At 57.9% G+C, this 14,451-nt stretch carries 16 protein-coding genes; 15 read left to right on the forward strand and 1 reads right to left on the reverse strand.

Annotation, left to right across the window (positions count from 1 at the left end; genetic code table 11):
- Nucleotides 1–42: 42 nt before the first annotated feature.
- The 7 genes from plsX (at nucleotide 43) to BN3544_RS08740 (ending at nucleotide 5,907) form a co-directional block, all read left to right on the forward strand.
- A complete protein-coding gene (plsX, locus tag BN3544_RS08710) occupies nucleotides 43–1,107 on the forward strand; it encodes a phosphate acyltransferase PlsX (RefSeq protein WP_019430450.1) in 1,065 nt (354 codons plus the stop codon).
- Nucleotides 1,104–2,081, forward strand: coding sequence for a beta-ketoacyl-ACP synthase III (locus BN3544_RS08715; RefSeq protein ID WP_026036731.1), 978 nt, complete (start codon nucleotides 1,104–1,106; stop codon nucleotides 2,079–2,081). The genes plsX and BN3544_RS08715 overlap by 4 nt, the downstream gene beginning before the upstream one ends.
- A 79-nt stretch (nucleotides 2,082–2,160) precedes the next feature.
- A complete protein-coding gene (gene fabD / locus BN3544_RS08720) occupies nucleotides 2,161–3,111 on the forward strand; it encodes an ACP S-malonyltransferase (RefSeq protein WP_019430448.1) in 951 nt (316 codons plus the stop codon).
- Nucleotides 3,108–3,863 carry a 3-oxoacyl-ACP reductase FabG gene (gene fabG, locus BN3544_RS08725; RefSeq protein ID WP_019430447.1) on the forward strand — a complete coding sequence of 252 codons (756 nt, stop codon included), beginning with the start codon at nucleotides 3,108–3,110 and terminating at the stop codon, nucleotides 3,861–3,863. Before fabD ends, fabG begins: the two co-directional genes overlap by 4 nt.
- 62 nt (nucleotides 3,864–3,925) lie before the next feature.
- The gene (gene acpP / locus BN3544_RS08730; RefSeq protein ID WP_019427049.1) at nucleotides 3,926–4,162 is read left to right on the forward strand and encodes an acyl carrier protein; all 237 of its coding nucleotides are present in this window, start codon (nucleotides 3,926–3,928) and stop codon (nucleotides 4,160–4,162) included.
- Nucleotides 4,163–4,168: 6 nt separating this feature from the next.
- Complete coding sequence (gene fabF, locus BN3544_RS08735) at nucleotides 4,169–5,413, forward strand: beta-ketoacyl-ACP synthase II (protein ID WP_019430446.1); 1,245 nt, start codon at nucleotides 4,169–4,171, stop codon at nucleotides 5,411–5,413.
- A gap of 14 nt (nucleotides 5,414–5,427) precedes the next feature.
- Entirely contained in the window at nucleotides 5,428–5,907 is a 480-nt protein-coding gene (locus BN3544_RS08740) for a hypothetical protein (RefSeq protein WP_019430445.1), read from the forward strand.
- A 40-nt stretch (nucleotides 5,908–5,947) separates the two neighbouring features.
- Here the strand turns inward: BN3544_RS08740 and BN3544_RS14550 are convergent, their stop codons facing one another.
- Nucleotides 5,948–6,160 (reverse strand): hypothetical protein, encoded by a 213-nt coding sequence (locus BN3544_RS14550; RefSeq protein ID WP_369814604.1) that lies wholly within the window; start codon nucleotides 6,158–6,160, stop codon nucleotides 5,948–5,950.
- Between BN3544_RS14550 and BN3544_RS08745 the strand changes: the two genes are divergently transcribed.
- From BN3544_RS08745 to acpS, 8 genes are all read left to right on the forward strand, one after another.
- On the forward strand, nucleotides 6,075–7,448 hold the full coding sequence (locus tag BN3544_RS08745) for a DegQ family serine endoprotease (RefSeq protein ID WP_369814603.1): 1,374 nt from the start codon (nucleotides 6,075–6,077) through the stop codon (nucleotides 7,446–7,448). The two genes, BN3544_RS14550 and BN3544_RS08745, sit on opposite strands and share 86 nt — an antisense overlap.
- Nucleotides 7,449–7,946: 498 nt before the next feature.
- Entirely contained in the window at nucleotides 7,947–9,755 is a 1,809-nt protein-coding gene (lepA, locus tag BN3544_RS08750; RefSeq protein WP_059355990.1) for a translation elongation factor 4, read from the forward strand.
- Nucleotides 9,755–10,720, forward strand: coding sequence for a signal peptidase I (gene lepB / locus BN3544_RS08755; protein WP_019430441.1), 966 nt, complete (start codon nucleotides 9,755–9,757; stop codon nucleotides 10,718–10,720). Before lepA ends, lepB begins: the two co-directional genes overlap by 1 nt.
- Nucleotide 10,721: 1 nt before the next feature.
- Nucleotides 10,722–11,432, forward strand: a complete 711-nt coding sequence (gene rnc / locus BN3544_RS08760; RefSeq protein WP_026036730.1) for a ribonuclease III — start codon at nucleotides 10,722–10,724, stop codon at nucleotides 11,430–11,432.
- Nucleotides 11,429–12,496 carry a GTPase Era gene (gene era / locus BN3544_RS08765; RefSeq protein WP_019430439.1) on the forward strand — a complete coding sequence of 356 codons (1,068 nt, stop codon included), beginning with the start codon at nucleotides 11,429–11,431 and terminating at the stop codon, nucleotides 12,494–12,496. Before rnc ends, era begins: the two co-directional genes overlap by 4 nt.
- An 11-nt stretch (nucleotides 12,497–12,507) precedes the next feature.
- On the forward strand, nucleotides 12,508–13,257 hold the full coding sequence (gene recO, locus BN3544_RS08770; protein WP_019430438.1) for a DNA repair protein RecO: 750 nt from the start codon (nucleotides 12,508–12,510) through the stop codon (nucleotides 13,255–13,257).
- Nucleotides 13,254–14,003: a pyridoxine 5'-phosphate synthase gene (locus BN3544_RS08775; RefSeq protein ID WP_019430437.1), complete on the forward strand. Its 750-nt coding sequence runs from the start codon at nucleotides 13,254–13,256 to the stop codon at nucleotides 14,001–14,003. The genes recO and BN3544_RS08775 overlap by 4 nt, the downstream gene beginning before the upstream one ends.
- Complete coding sequence (acpS, locus tag BN3544_RS08780; RefSeq protein ID WP_019430436.1) at nucleotides 14,000–14,431, forward strand: holo-ACP synthase; 432 nt, start codon at nucleotides 14,000–14,002, stop codon at nucleotides 14,429–14,431. The genes BN3544_RS08775 and acpS overlap by 4 nt, the downstream gene beginning before the upstream one ends.
- Nucleotides 14,432–14,451: the final 20 nt, after the last annotated feature.

The raw sequence follows: 14,451 nt of genomic DNA on the forward strand, positions 1-14,451 counted from the left end.
TGGCTTTGAATTTTTCTCTACGGTTTTGAGCTCAAGGATTCCATGACCTCGCCCACCCCGATCACCCTGGCTGTCGATTGCATGGGCGGCGACCACGGTCCCCGCGTCACGCTGGCGGCATGCCGCCGTTTCTTGTCCACTCACCCGGATGCCCGGCTGCTGCTGGTGGGGCGTGCAGAAGCGCTGGCCGGTTTTGCCGATCCCCGAGCCGTTGTGGTGGCTGCAACTGAAGTGGTCGAGATGGACGATTCGCTCGAAATCGCCCTGCGCAAGAAAAAAAACTCCTCTATGCGCATCGCCATCGAGCAAGTTCGCGATGGCCAAGCTGCGGCGGCCATTTCAGCAGGCAATACGGGTGCCTTGATGGCGATTGCCCGTTATGTGCTCAAAACCATGGACGGCATTGACCGTCCCGCCATTGCAGGTCAGATGCCCAACTTCAAAGGCGGCGGCACCACCATGCTTGATTTGGGGGCCAATGTCGATTGCACACCAGAGCATTTGTTGCAATTTGCCGTCATGGGGTCGGCGCTGGTCTCGGTGCTACAAAACAAACAAAATCCCACTGTGGGCCTGCTCAATATCGGAGAAGAGGCGATCAAGGGCAATGAAATCATCAAAAAATCGGGCGAATTGCTGCGATCTGCGGCCAGTTCGGGCGATTTGAATTTTCACGGCAATGTGGAAGGCAACGACATTTTCAAGGGCACGGTTGATATCGTGGTCTGTGATGGCTTTGTCGGTAATGTGGCCTTGAAGGCCAGCGAAGGGCTTGCAACCATGATTGGTGGTTTTTTGAAAACCGAGTTTTCACGCAATATTTTCACGAAAATTGCAGCGATCTTGGCTTATCCGGTCCTTTCTGCCTTTAAAGATCGTGTGGACCACCGTCGTTACAACGGCGCAGCCCTGCTGGGTTTGCGTGGCTTGGTGTTCAAAAGCCACGGTTCGGCTGACGAGGTGGCTTTTGAGACCGCCTTGAACCGGGCTTATGATGCAGCTCGAAATCAATTGCTGGACCGCGTTCGTGAACGCATCGCCCATGCCGCCCCTTTGTTGATGGGCGCGCAGGCCGATCGGGCTGAACCAGCGGTCACACCCGTATGAGAATTTATTCCCGCATTTTGGGCACCGGCAGCTACCTGCCGGAAAACCGCCTGACCAATGCCGATCTGGCCGACCAACTGGCGCAGCAAGGTGTTGAAACCTCCGATGACTGGATCGTGGAGCGTACGGGCATCCGTGCCCGGCACTTTGCAGCCGACAGTCAAGGCTGTAGCGATTTGGCGACCGAAGCCGCCCGTAAAGCGCTGGCCGCAGCCGGAATATCCGCCGATGAACTTGATCTGATCATCGTGGGCACATCAACACCTGACATGGTTTTTCCGTCTGTGGCGACCATGGTGCAGCACAAGTTGGGCACCGCAGGCTGCCCCGCGTTTGACGTGCAGGCCGTCTGCAGCGGCTTTATTTATGCCCTGACGATCGCCGATTCGATGATCCAGTCCGGCTCGGCCAAGCGTGCCTTGGTGATCGGTTCCGAAGTGTTCAGTCGCATCCTCGATTTCAAGGACCGCACAACCTGCGTGTTGTTCGGTGATGGCGCAGGCGCTGTGGTGCTTGAGGCTGCTGACCAGCCCGGTATTTTGGCCACCGATTTGCACGCCGACGGCAAATACAAAGACATTTTGTGTGTGCCTGGTCATGTGAACCGGGGCGGTATTTTGGGTGATCCGGTACTCAAGATGGACGGCCAAGCCGTTTTCAAGCTCGCCGTGGGCGTGCTCGAGGAAACGGCCCGTGCCAGCTTGGCAAAAGCCAACCTGACCGATGCCGACATCGACTGGCTGATCCCGCACCAAGCCAATATTCGCATCATGCAAAGCACGGCCAAGAAGCTCAAAATGAGCGCTGACAAAGTGGTGGTGACAGTCGATCAGCACGGCAACACCTCGGCCGCATCAATCCCCCTGGCACTGGACACCGCCGTGCGCGATGGCCGCATTCAGCGCGGCCAGACCCTCATGCTCGAAGGTGTGGGCGGCGGCTTCACCTGGGGCTCGGTGCTCTTGCGTTATTGACGCGCTATTGATTTGACAGGCCCGGGTCAGCGATGCGCGGCACGCTCATCCGGAATCTTTCCAGATACAGAATTTGCACATGAACACATTTGCTTTTGTTTTTCCCGGTCAGGGCTCCCAGTCGGTGGGCATGCTTGACGCTTGGGGTGACCACCCCGTGGTGCTCGAAACCCTGAAAGAAGCCTCTGAAGCCCTTGGCGAAGACGTGGCCCAACTGATCCACGAAGGCCCCAAGGAAGCGCTGGCCATGACCACCAACACCCAGCCCGTGATGCTGGTGTCGGCCGTGGCGGCCTATCGCGCCTGGCTGGCCGAGGGCGGTGCCAAGCCGTCCGTGGTGGCGGGGCACTCGTTGGGTGAATACAGCGCTTTGGTCGCTTCGGGCGTGTTGACGCTGGCACAAGCCGCGCCCTTGGTGCGCTTGCGTGCCGCCGCCATGCAAGAAGCTGTTCCCGTGGGTGTGGGTGCCATGGCCGCCATTTTGGGGCTGGCCTCAGACAAAGTCATTGCAGGCTGCAAAGAGGCGCAGGCTTCATTTGCGGCAGGCAGCGCCGAGGTGGTCGAGGCAGTGAACTTCAATGACGCAGCGCAAACGGTGATCGCAGGCAGCAAGGCCGCCGTGGACAAAGCCTGCGAAGTGCTCAAGGGCATGGGTGCCAAGCGTGCATTGCTGCTGCCGGTGTCGGCCCCTTTTCATTCGAGCCTGATGAAGCCCGCCGCCGAAAAGCTGCGCGAGAAGCTAGACACTTTGACTTTGGGTGTGCCGCAGATACCAGTGCTCAACAACATCGACGTGGCCATCGAAACCGAAGCCGATCGCATCCGCAATGCGTTGTATCGTCAGGCTTTTGGCCCGGTGCGCTGGGTCGAGTGCGTGCAGGCCATCAAGGCCCGAGGCGTGACGACATTGGTCGAATGCGGCCCCGGCAAGGTGTTGGCTGGCATGACCAAGCGCATAGATGCCGAACTGTCGGGTGTGGCTCTGTACGATCCGGCCTCTTTGGCCGAAGTAAAAGGACTCCTCGCATGAGCGAAGTACAAAAATCTGAAACTAAACAGGTCGCGCTGGTCACGGGTGCCTCTCGTGGCATCGGTGCAGCCATTGCCCTGCATTTGGCCCAAGCGGGTTATGTCGTGATCGGAACAGCCACCAGCGATGACGGTGCCGCCAAAATCAGCCAAGCCCTTGCCGCGTATCCAGCAAGTCGTGGTGCTAATCTGGATGTCAATGATGCTGCTGCAGGCGAAGCCCTGATTGACGCCATTGTCAAAGAGCACGGCGGCCTGCAGGTGCTGGTCAACAACGCGGGCATCACCCGTGACCAGCTCGCCATGCGCATGAAAGACGACGATTGGGATGCGGTGCTCGACACCAATCTCAAGGCGGTGTTCCGCATGAGCCGCGCCGTGATCCGTCCCATGATGAAGCAGCGCTATGGCCGAATCATCAGCATTACCAGCGTGGTGGGGGCCTCTGGTAACCCCGGCCAGGCCAACTACGCTGCTGCCAAGGCAGGTGTGGCAGGCATGACCCGTGCGTTGGCCCGTGAGCTGGGCAGCCGCAACATCACGGTCAACTGCGTGGCCCCCGGTTTCATCGAGACCGACATGACCGCCAGCCTGCCCGAAGAACAACAAAAAGCCTTGCTGGGCCAGATTCCTCTGGGCCATCTGGGCAAACCCGATGACATCGCTTGCGCGGTGGCCTACCTGGCCGGAAGCCACGCGGGCTATGTCACTGGACAAGAATTGCATGTCAATGGTGGCATGTTCATGGCCTGATTTTCGGAAACCCCTTCCGGACAGGTAAAATCTTCATTTTTCACAACCCTCAGAGGGACCCCATGAGCGATATCGAAGCACGTGTCAAGAAAATCATTGCTGAACAACTCGGCGTTGAAGAGTCACAAGTTACCAACGAAAAAGCCTTTGTGGCCGATCTGGGTGCCGACTCCCTGGACACGGTGGAACTGGTGATGGCACTCGAAGACGAGTTTGGCATCGAAATTCCTGACGAAGACGCAGAGAAAATCACGACAGTGCAAGCGGCGATTGACTACGCTCAAAGCAAGAAGGCCTGATCGAAGATGACCCGGCGCCGCGTTGTTGTCACGGGTTTGGGATGTATCAGCCCCGTGGGCAACACGGTCGCTGATGCATGGTCCAACTTGCTTGCCGGTCAGTCCGGCATTGGTCCCATCACACGTTTTGATGCTTCAGCCATGTCCTGCCGGATAGCGGGTGAAGTGAAAAACTTTGACCTCGAGTCCTACATGTCCTCTAAAGAGGCAAGGACCATGGACCGTTTCATCCATTACGGCGTTGCTGCTGCCGCGCAGGCCATTCAAGATTCGGGCTTGCCTACGGGCGATGCACTGGACGAAGAAGCTGCATGCCGAATGGGTGTGGTGATTGGTTCTGGTATCGGTGGCTTGCCGCTGATCGAAGACACCCACACCGAATACACGGCGCGCGGTGCGCGTCGAATCTCCCCCTTTTTCGTTCCGGCCTCGATCATCAATATGATCTCAGGCCATGTATCGATGCGCAGTGGTTTCAAAGGGCCGAACCTGGCCGTTGTGACCGCTTGCACTACGGGTTTGCATTCCATTGGCGAGGCCGGTCGTTTGATCGAATACGGCGATGCCGATGTGATGGTCGCCGGAGGCTCTGAAGGCTGCGTGTCGCCGCTGGGTGTGGGTGGCTTTGCAGCCATGCGCGCTTTGTCGACCCGCAACGACGACCCTGCGGTGGCGTCGCGCCCTTGGGACAAAGACCGTGATGGTTTTGTGCTGGGTGAAGGTGCTGGTGTGATGGTGCTCGAAGAGTACGAACACGCCAAAGCCCGTGGTGCCAAGATTTACGCCGAGCTGTCGGGCTATGGCATGAGCGCGGATGCTGGTCACATGACCGCCCCGAACATGGACGGCCCACGCCGCGCCATGATCAACGCCATGCGCAATGCCGGTGTCAACGCAGATCAGATTGACTATCTGAACGCCCACGGTACCTCGACTCCGCTGGGCGACATCAACGAAACCAGTGCCATCAAGGCGGCTTTGGGCGATCACGCGTATAAAACCGTGGTCAGCTCGACCAAGTCCATGACGGGGCATCTTTTGGGTGGCGCGGGCGGCATTGAGAGCGTGTTCACGGTGTTGGCTCTGCACCATCAAAAAGTGCCGCCAACGATCAACCTGGTCAACCCTGACCCGGAGTGTGATCTGGACTACTGTGCCAACACGGCACGCGATATGAAAATCGATGTGGCTCTGAAAAACAACTTTGGATTTGGTGGTACCAACGGTTCTCTGGTGTTCAAACGCATCTGAACTGAGTCGACATCATGCACAACGCCCCACCTGTGGTTTTCCCGGTGGGGCGTTTTGTTTGGGGGCGCTGGATTTTGGTCCTGCTGGCGTTGATCGGTGCCTTCGGCTTGTACTTTGCGCAGAGCTTGGGGGTGACCGCTTCGCTGCCATGGGCTTGGGCATGGGCCTTGTGGGCGGTTCTGGTCATGGTGTCGTTGTTTATATGGTTGAAAGAATGGTTGACTGAGGGCTCTCTGGCCTGGAGCGGAGAGGCTTGGCTCTGGCGTGATGCACGCGGGCATGAAACAGGGATCGAACTGGTGGTTCTGGCAGATGTGGGCTCAGCGCTCTGGGTGGCTGTGCGCATGCTGAATAACGCGGGGTGGCCCATCCAGCGCTTTGCCTGGATGGTGAGTCGTGAAATGCCTCAGTCGTGGCACGGATTTCGGTGCGCGGTATATTCGCGGCCAAGGCCTGAGCAAAAGCGGGTCGAGCGTGAAGTCGATGAATATTGAAGACTTGAAGTCGACGCTATTGACATTATTTGTTGTTGAATCAGCAGATGGTTGTGAAGCCCAAGGAGGCATTGGTGTTCAAAAAAATTTGTGAAAAATGCACAGTGACTGTGCTGGTTGCTGCAAGCTGCTTCGGCGTATTGAGCTTGGGCGTTTCTGGCGCAGCCATGGCGCAAAGCGCTGGTTCTTCCGTCAGGGGTTTGCCGGATTTCACTGAACTGGTGGAGCAGGTAGGTCCTTCGGTGGTGAACATTCGCACACTGGAGAAAGCACGGCCAAGTGAAGTCAGCCCGGGTGGCTCTGACGAAGAAATGCAGGAACTGTTCAGGCGTTTCTTTGGTGTACCTATTCCCAGCGTTCCGCGCCAAGCGCCACGACAAAACAGACCGCAGGAAGACGCGCAACCGAAAGGGGTGGGCTCTGGTTTTATCTTAAGCGCCGATGGTTTCATCATGACCAATGCCCACGTCGTGGAGGGCGCAGACGAAGTGCTGGTGACTCTGACCGACAAACGGGAATTCAAGGCCCGCATTGTGGGGGCTGACAAACGCACCGATGTTGCAGTGGTGAAAATCCAGGCCACTGACTTGCCTGCGGTGAAGGTGGGAGACGTGAACCGCTTGCGGGTGGGTGAGTGGGTGATGGCCATCGGCTCGCCCTTTGGCCTGGAGAACACGGTCACGGCGGGCATTGTGAGCGCCAAGCAGCGCGACACAGGCGACTACCTGTCATTTATTCAGACCGATGTGGCGATCAATCCGGGTAATTCGGGGGGCCCTTTGATCAACATGCGCGGTGAGGTGGTGGGCATCAACAGTCAAATTTATTCCCGTTCGGGTGGATTCATGGGCATCTCCTTTGCCATTCCGATGGACGAGGCGATGCGAGTCAGTGAGCAACTTCGTGCGAGTGGCCGCGTCAGCCGTGGCCGCATCGGTGTCCAGATTGCACCTGTCACCAAAGACGTTGCCGAGTCCATCGGTCTGGTCAAGGCACAAGGTGTATTGGTGCGCGGTGTTGAAGAAGGCTCGCCCGCAGAAAAGGCGGGCTTGGAAGCCGGCGACATCGTTACGCGCTTTGATGGCAAGCCGATTGAAAAGCCCGCAGATTTGCCCCGTGCTGTTGGCAATACCAAGCCGGGGAGCAAAGTGGGCATCACGGTTTTCCGTCGTGGTGGCCATAAGGAGTTGAGCATCACCGTGGCCGAAATCGAGGTCGACAAAGTGGCTGCGGCGTCGCCCGAGAAAAAAGCACCTGTCGCCACTGGCCAGCATTGGGGTTTGTCGGTCAGTGGTTTGACTGAGGCACAAAAGAAAGAGTTTCGTGTCCGTGGTGGCGTGCGCGTTGACGCGGCCAGCGAAGCGGCCGCCCGAGCGGGTATTCGCGAAGGGGATTTGATCGTGGCCATTGCCAATGCAGAAGTGACTTCGCTCAAGGAGTTTGAGCTGATCATGTCCCGTGTGGATAAAAATCGCCCCATCAGCGTCCTCATTCGCCGAGGTGATGGGGCGCAATATGTGCTGATTCGACCCGTTAAATGAAAGCGCAGACTTGTCAAAAGCCCACAGCACTCAGGAGGGCATTGGGTTCAATTCGGGGCTTTCAGTGTGCTGAGTTCAAAAAATTTGGGTTTGGTTAAAAGATTTTTAAAGTTTGCGCCAACTGACTTTGTTGGGCTCTCATAACGAATTTGGATAAAATTAGGGGTCTTGACCATTGATTGATGGCATAAAGCGCAGGGGTGAATTCACGATGCGAGATTCCACACAGGAGTCCACCGCTGATCCACAGATGACCCACAAGTTGTTCAGCAAGATGTTATGTTTGCTGTGGATAACATGTGTATAAAATCCATGTTGCAAAGCAGCAACGACCTGCCAAACGTGTTTTTGGGGCTGTGCGTGTGGGCCAATTTGCCTACAATGAAGTCCCAACTATCGCAGTTGCCATAGATTGTTGGTTCAGGGCGCGTCGACACCAGACGCGCCCTTTTTTCTTTTACGGATCCCAGATCCACAAACACTTGCAGACGTTGCTTGATGAATCACATCAGAAATTTTTCGATCATTGCCCACATTGACCACGGCAAATCCACGCTGGCCGATCGCTTGATCCAACGCTGTGGGGGTCTCGAAGCGCGAGACATGGAAGCCCAAGTTCTGGACTCGATGGACATCGAGAAAGAGCGCGGCATCACCATCAAGGCGCAAACCGCTGCGCTGCAGTACAAAGCCAGGGACGGCCAGGTTTACAACCTGAACTTGATCGACACGCCTGGCCATGTGGACTTCTCATACGAAGTGTCTCGTTCGCTTTCAGCCTGCGAAGGTGCCTTGCTGGTGGTGGATGCCAGTCAGGGTGTGGAAGCCCAGACGGTGGCCAATTGCTACACCGCGCTCGATTTGGGTGTGGAAGTGGTGCCGGTGCTCAACAAAATGGATTTGCCCAACGCCGATCCCGATAACGCCAAGTCCGAAATCGAGGACGTGATTGGCATTGATGCCGATGATGCGATCCCATGCTCGGCCAAAACCGGAATGGGCGTTGATGAGATTTTGGAGGCGGTGGTCGCTCGTATTCCGCCACCCAAAGGCAACCCCGATGCGCCCTTGCGGGCCATGATCGTTGACAGCTGGTTTGACAGTTATGTGGGTGTGGTCATGTTGGTGCGTGTGGTCGATGGCCAGTTGCTCAAGGGCGAGCGCATTCGGATGATGGCCAGCAATGCCGTCTACGAGGCGGGCAGCCTCGGCGTGTTCACCCCCGCCAACCAGCCACGCGAATCGCTCAAGGCGGGCGAGGTGGGTTACATCATTGCCGGCATCAAGGAATTGCAGGCCGCCAAGGTGGGCGACACGGTCACACTTGAAAAGAAGTTGCCCAACAACCAAGGCCCAGCCACAGAGGCGTTGCCCGGTTTCAAGGAAATCCAGCCTCAGGTGTTTGCGGGTCTGTACCCCACCGAAGCCAACCAATATGACGGGCTGCGTGATGCGCTCGAAAAGCTCAAGCTCAACGACGCATCTTTGCATTACGAACCCGAAGTCTCGCAAGCGTTGGGCTTTGGTTTCCGTTGCGGCTTTTTGGGTTTGCTGCACATGGAAATCGTGCAGGAGCGCCTTGAGCGCGAATTCGACCAGGACCTGATCACCACAGCGCCCAGCGTGGTTTACCAAGTGGTCAAGCCGGACGGCGAAGTTGTGATGGTCGAAAACCCGTCCAAGATGCCCGATCAAGGCAAGATGCAGGAAATCCGGGAGCCGATCGTCACGGTGCACTTGTACATGCCGCAAGATTACGTTGGCCCTGTCATGACGCTGGCCAATCTGAAGCGCGGTGTGCAGCTCAACATGGCCTACCACGGTCGTCAGGTCATGCTGACTTACGAAATGCCGTTGGGTGAAATCGTGCTCGACTTCTTTGACAAGCTCAAATCGGTCAGCAGAGGCTATGCGTCCATGGACTATGAGTTCAAGGAGTTCCGCGCATCGGACGTGGTGAAGGTCGATATTTTGCTCAACGGCGAAAAGGTCGATGCGTTGTCCATCATCGTGCACCGCACCCAGTCTCAGTACCGTGGTCGCGCTGTGGTGGCCAAAATGCGCGAAATCATCAGCCGCCAGATGTTCGACGTGGCCATTCAAGCGGCGATTGGTGCCAACATCATTGCCCGTGAAAGCATCAAGGCGCTGCGCAAGAACGTGCTGGCCAAGTGTTATGGCGGTGATATTTYGCGCAAGCGCAAGCTGTTGGAAAAGCAGAAAGCGGGTAAAAAGCGCATGAAACAAATTGGTTCGGTCGAGGTGCCTCAAGAGGCGTTCTTGGCCATTTTGCAGGTGGAAGATTGATGCAGTTTTTAACGTCTCTGGTGCTGGCCGCTTTTGTAGGTTATGCCGGCAGTTGGTACCTTGGGTTCATTGAGGGCAACTTCGCGCTGCTCTTGCTCTTGGCCACGGTTGTCACGGGCATTTACTGGGTGGCTGAGCGCTTTGTTTTTCTGCCCCAGCGCCAAAAGGCGGCAGCCCAGCTTGAGGTCGAAACCGCGCAGCGCCGTGCAGAACTGACCAAGATGGGCATCGACAAGGTGGACACCGATATTCAGGAGGCCCGTGAAAAACTGTTGATGCAGCCGTGGTGGCTCGATTGGACTGCAGGTCTGTTCCCGGTGATCGTGGTGGTTTTCATCTTGCGCTCGTTCCTTTTCGAGCCCTTCAAGATTCCCTCGGGCTCCATGATTCCGACCCTGCACATTGGCGACCTGATTCTGGTCAATAAGTTTCATTACGGTGTCCGTCTGCCAGTGGCCAACATCAAGCTCACCAAGGGCACGCCCGTGCAGCGCGGCGACGTGATGGTGTTCCGTTACCCGCCCAAGCCCACAGTCGACTACATCAAGCGTGTGGTGGGCGTGCCGGGTGATGAGGTGGCTTATCTGAACAAGAAGCTCACCATCAACGGCAAGCCTGTTCCAACCCAAGGTTTGCCTGATTTCTTTGATGAATCCACCATGCGGTATTTCAAGCACCGCAGTGAAACATTGGGTGACAAGCCACACCAAACGATCCAGGACGATGACCGTCCCGCCTTCATCCCCGGCGCTGATCAGTTCGCCGGGCGTGAAAACTGCAATTACACGGTCGAAGGTGTGACCTGCAAGGTGCCTGCGGGCCATTACTTCATGATGGGCGACAACCGCGACAATTCGCTGGATTCTCGCTATTGGGGTTTTGTGCCCGATGCCAATATCGTCGGCAAAGCCTTTTTTGTCTGGATGAACTTTGGCAACCTCAAGCGCATTGGCGCTTTTGATTGAGGTGAGCGTGGCCACATCCTCCGCTGTACCTCCTGCCTTGTCCGAGTTGCAAATTCGCTTGGGCTATGCCTTTCGCCAAGTGGGTTTGCTGCAGCAGGCACTGACGCACCGCAGTTTCAGCGCAGATCACTATGAGCGTTTGGAATTCCTGGGTGATTCCGTGCTCAATTTGGCTGTGTCGCACATGCTCTTTGCCCAACTGGTCGACATGCCCGAAGGTGATTTGTCGCGTGTCCGGGCCAATCTGGTCAAGCAAGACACTTTGCATCAACTGGCCAAGACGCTGGATGTTTCTGCCGTGATGCGCTTGGGTGAAGGCGAGATGCGCTCGGGCGGGCAAGGCCGGCCCTCCATATTGGCTGACATGGTCGAAGCCATCATCGGTGCGGTGTACCTCGATGGCGGTTACAAAGACGCTCAAGCCTTGGTCGAGCGCCTGTATGCCAAAGTGGACATCAAACCCGATATGCAGGCCGTGGGCAAAGACCCCAAGACCGAGCTGCAAGAGTGGTTGCAAGGGCGCAAGCTCGCGCTGCCCAAATACACGGTGGTTGGCACCTCTGGGGCGGCACACCGCCAGCAATTCGAGGTCTCTTGTGAAGTGACCGAATTGCGCCAAACACAACAAGGCTCGGGCGCGTCGCGTCGCGCTGCCGAACAAGCAGCGGCAGCCGCCATGCTGCAAACTCTGAAATCCGAAAGCGCCGCATGAGCACCGACAAAAAAACCGACCCATCCGAATCTGAACCCGAACGCATGCCGCAAGAACAAGCCATGCGCCGCCCCGTTCAAATCGCGGGGGTGACCATTCAGCCACGTGATGCCTCGGAAGATGCGGCTTTGCCCCCTGTGGTGGTCGCGCCATTGCCAGTGCCTGTGGCAGGCCAGCGCTGTGGCTTGGTGGCCATTGTGGGCAAGCCCAATGTGGGCAAGTCCACGTTGCTCAACGCCTTGGTCGGTCAAAAAATCAGCATCACCTCGCGCAAGGCCCAAACCACGCGCCACCGCATCACCGGCATCCGCACCCAGGGCGCTGCTCAGTATGTGTTTGTCGACACGCCCGGTTTCCAGACCATCCACGGCACAGCGCTTAACAAGTCACTGAACAAAACCGTGGTCGGCGCTGTGAGCGACGTGGACCTGGTGCTGTTTGTGGTCGAGGCAGGCAGCTTCACCACAGCAGACGCCAAGGTGCTGGCGCTGCTCAAGCCCGGTATCCCGGTTTTGCTGGTGGCCAACAAACTGGACAACGTGCACCGCCGTGGCGACATCGCACCTTGGTTGCAAAGCATGCAAGAGCGCCACGCCTTCACCGAATTCGTGCCCATGTCGGCCAAACAGCCCAAAGACATCGTGCGCTTGCTCGATATCTGCGAAAAATACCTGCCCGAGCAAGCTTGGTGGCATGCCGAAGATGAGCTGACCGACCGCAGCGAAAAGTTCTTGGCCAGCGAAATGGTGCGCGAAAAACTTTTTCGACTGACGGGCGACGAGCTGCCCTACACCTCCACCGTGGTCATCGACAAATTCGAGGAGGAAGCCGGTCGCACTGCCAAGCGCATGCTGCGCATTGCCGCCACCATCGTGGTCGAGCGCGAAGGCCACAAGGCCATGGTGATCGGTGACAAGGGCGAGAAACTCAAGCGCATCGGCACCGAAACGCGCGTGGAGTTGGAAAAATTGCTGGACGCCAAGGTCTTCATCGAGTTGTGGGTCAAAGTGCGATCAGGTTGGGCCGACGACGAAGCGCGCGTGCGCAGCTTCGGCTACGAGTAATTTCAGCGCCAATGGCCACCCAGCGGATCGCAGACGAGCCAGCCTATGTGCTGCACCGCTACGACTGGAGCGAAACCAGCCTGATTCTGGAGGTCTTTACCCGCCACCACGGTCGGGTGGCACTGGTGGCCAAAGGGGCCAAACGGCCCACCTCCAGCTTTCGCCCGGTGCTCTTGCCATTGCAGCCTTTGTCGCTGGCTTTTGGCGGGGACGGCGACATCCGCACCCTCAAGTCAGCCGAATGGGTGGGCGGGCACGTCATGCCCACCGGCGAGGCGCTGCTGTCGGGCTATTACCTCAATGAATTGCTCATGCGCTTGACAGCGCGAGACGACCCACACCCGGCTTTGTTTGACGTTTACGCGGCCGCTGTGCGCTTGCTCGCCAGTGGCGAGCCCGAAGCCCTGCAATGGGCCTTGCGCGGGTTTGAGCTGCTCTTGCTCAAAAGCATGGGCTTGCTGCCTGCACTCGACTCGCAAACCTTGACCCTCAAGCCACTGGAGCCGGAAGGCTTTTACACTTTGGTGCCTGAGGCCGGCTTGCAATGGGTGCCCGAAGGCAGCCGACACGCTTTGCGAGGTTCGCAGTGGCTGGCGCTGCACACGGCGCTCGACGACCCCAGTCCGTTGGCCGCCTTGCTGCGCGCGTGTGCCGACTTGCTCGGGCCGCTGCAGCGACCCTTGCGCTTGATGCTCAACTACCATTGCGGTGTCGGCGCATTGCGCACCCGCCAAATGATGCTGGACTTGCAAACCTTATGAACACAAATTCTGAACGCGTGGCCTTGTCGGTCAACGTCAACAAAGTCGCCTTGTTGCGCAACTCACGTCACCTGGGCATTCCCAGTGTGGTCCGTGCTGCCGAAATGTGCCTCCAGGCGGGTGCGCAAGGCATCACCATCCACCCTAGGCCCGACGAGCGCCACATCCGTGCCAACGACGTGGCCGAGCTGCACGCCCTGATGCAGTCCTGGCCCGAGCGCGAGTTCAACATCGAAGGCAACCCCTTTCACAACCTGATGGACCACGTGCGCGTGGTGCGTCCGCACCAAGTGACGTTTGTGCCCGACAGCGAAGGGCAGTTCACCAGCGACCATGGCTGGACTTTCCCGCAAGACGCTGAGCGCCTGAAGCCCTTGATCGACGAATGCAAGGCGCTGGGCGTGCGGGTGAGCCTGTTCATGGACCCGATCCCTGAACAAATGGCCGCCGCACGAGCCGTGGGCGCAGACCGGGTCGAGCTGTACACCGAGCCTTATGCCGCCACTTGGGGCACGCCAGAGAACGCGGTCCAGTTGCAGCGCTACGCCGATGCGGCAGCCGCTGCCATGCAAGCGGGCTTGGGCCTGAATGCAGGGCATGACCTCAACCGCGACAACCTGCCCGCCTTTGTGGCGGCGGTGAAGGGCTTGCAAGAAGTCTCGATTGGCCACGCCTTCATGGCCGACGCCCTGGAGCTGGGTTACAGCGCCACGGTACAGGCCTACTTGGCGTGCCTTGCAAAATGATCTACGGCATCGGCACCGACATCTGCGACATCCGTCGCATTCAAGCCAGTTTGGCGCGGCATGGGGAACGCTTTGCGGCCAAGGTCTTGAGCGAGGCGGAGATGGCCACCTGGAAAGCCCGCAGCGCCCGCTGGCCCGAACGTGGTGTGCGCTATCTGGCCACACGCTTTTCGGCCAAAGAGGCCTTCAGCAAAGCCATTGGCTTGGGCATGCGCATGCCCATGACTTGGCGCTTGTGCGAAATCGGCAAACTGCCCAGTGGCCAACCGGTCATCGTGTTGCACGGCGTGTTGAAAGAATGGTTTGAAGCCAAAGGCCTGAGCGCACACATCACCGTGACCGATGAGTCGGAGTACGCCGCCAGTTTTTGTGTGGTCGAGACCGCGCCCTCTGCAGCTTTACCGATTGCCGTCAGCGTTGCCCCTTGATTTGGGGGCGTTCACCCCGA

Source organism: Limnohabitans sp. Rim47 (assembly GCF_001517545.1).
Taxonomy (GTDB): Bacteria; Pseudomonadota; Gammaproteobacteria; order Burkholderiales; family Burkholderiaceae_C; genus Limnohabitans_A.

Bases quoted from the DNA above. Each gene is read 5' to 3' on its own strand.
- plsX (WP_019430450.1), top strand. From the start codon at position 43: ATGACCTCGCCCACCCCGATCACCCTGGCTGTCGATTGCATGGGCGGC.
- BN3544_RS08715 (WP_026036731.1), top strand. From the start codon at position 1,104: ATGAGAATTTATTCCCGCATTTTGGGCACCGGCAGCTACCTGCCGGAA.
- fabD (WP_019430448.1), top strand. From the start codon at position 2,161: ATGAACACATTTGCTTTTGTTTTTCCCGGTCAGGGCTCCCAGTCGGTG.
- fabG (WP_019430447.1), top strand. From the start codon at position 3,108: ATGAGCGAAGTACAAAAATCTGAAACTAAACAGGTCGCGCTGGTCACG.
- acpP (WP_019427049.1), top strand. From the start codon at position 3,926: ATGAGCGATATCGAAGCACGTGTCAAGAAAATCATTGCTGAACAACTC.
- fabF (WP_019430446.1), top strand. From the start codon at position 4,169: ATGACCCGGCGCCGCGTTGTTGTCACGGGTTTGGGATGTATCAGCCCC.
- BN3544_RS08740 (WP_019430445.1), top strand. From the start codon at position 5,428: ATGCACAACGCCCCACCTGTGGTTTTCCCGGTGGGGCGTTTTGTTTGG.
- BN3544_RS08745 (WP_369814603.1), top strand. From the start codon at position 6,075: ATGGCGCAAAGCGCTGGTTCTTCCGTCAGGGGTTTGCCGGATTTCACT.
- BN3544_RS14550 (WP_369814604.1), bottom strand. From the start codon at position 6,160: ATGTTCACCACCGAAGGACCTACCTGCTCCACCAGTTCAGTGAAATCC.
- lepB (WP_019430441.1), top strand. From the start codon at position 9,755: ATGCAGTTTTTAACGTCTCTGGTGCTGGCCGCTTTTGTAGGTTATGCC.
- era (WP_019430439.1), top strand. From the start codon at position 11,429: ATGAGCACCGACAAAAAAACCGACCCATCCGAATCTGAACCCGAACGC.
- recO (WP_019430438.1), top strand. From the start codon at position 12,508: ATGGCCACCCAGCGGATCGCAGACGAGCCAGCCTATGTGCTGCACCGC.
- BN3544_RS08775 (WP_019430437.1), top strand. From the start codon at position 13,254: ATGAACACAAATTCTGAACGCGTGGCCTTGTCGGTCAACGTCAACAAA.
- acpS (WP_019430436.1), top strand. From the start codon at position 14,000: ATGATCTACGGCATCGGCACCGACATCTGCGACATCCGTCGCATTCAA.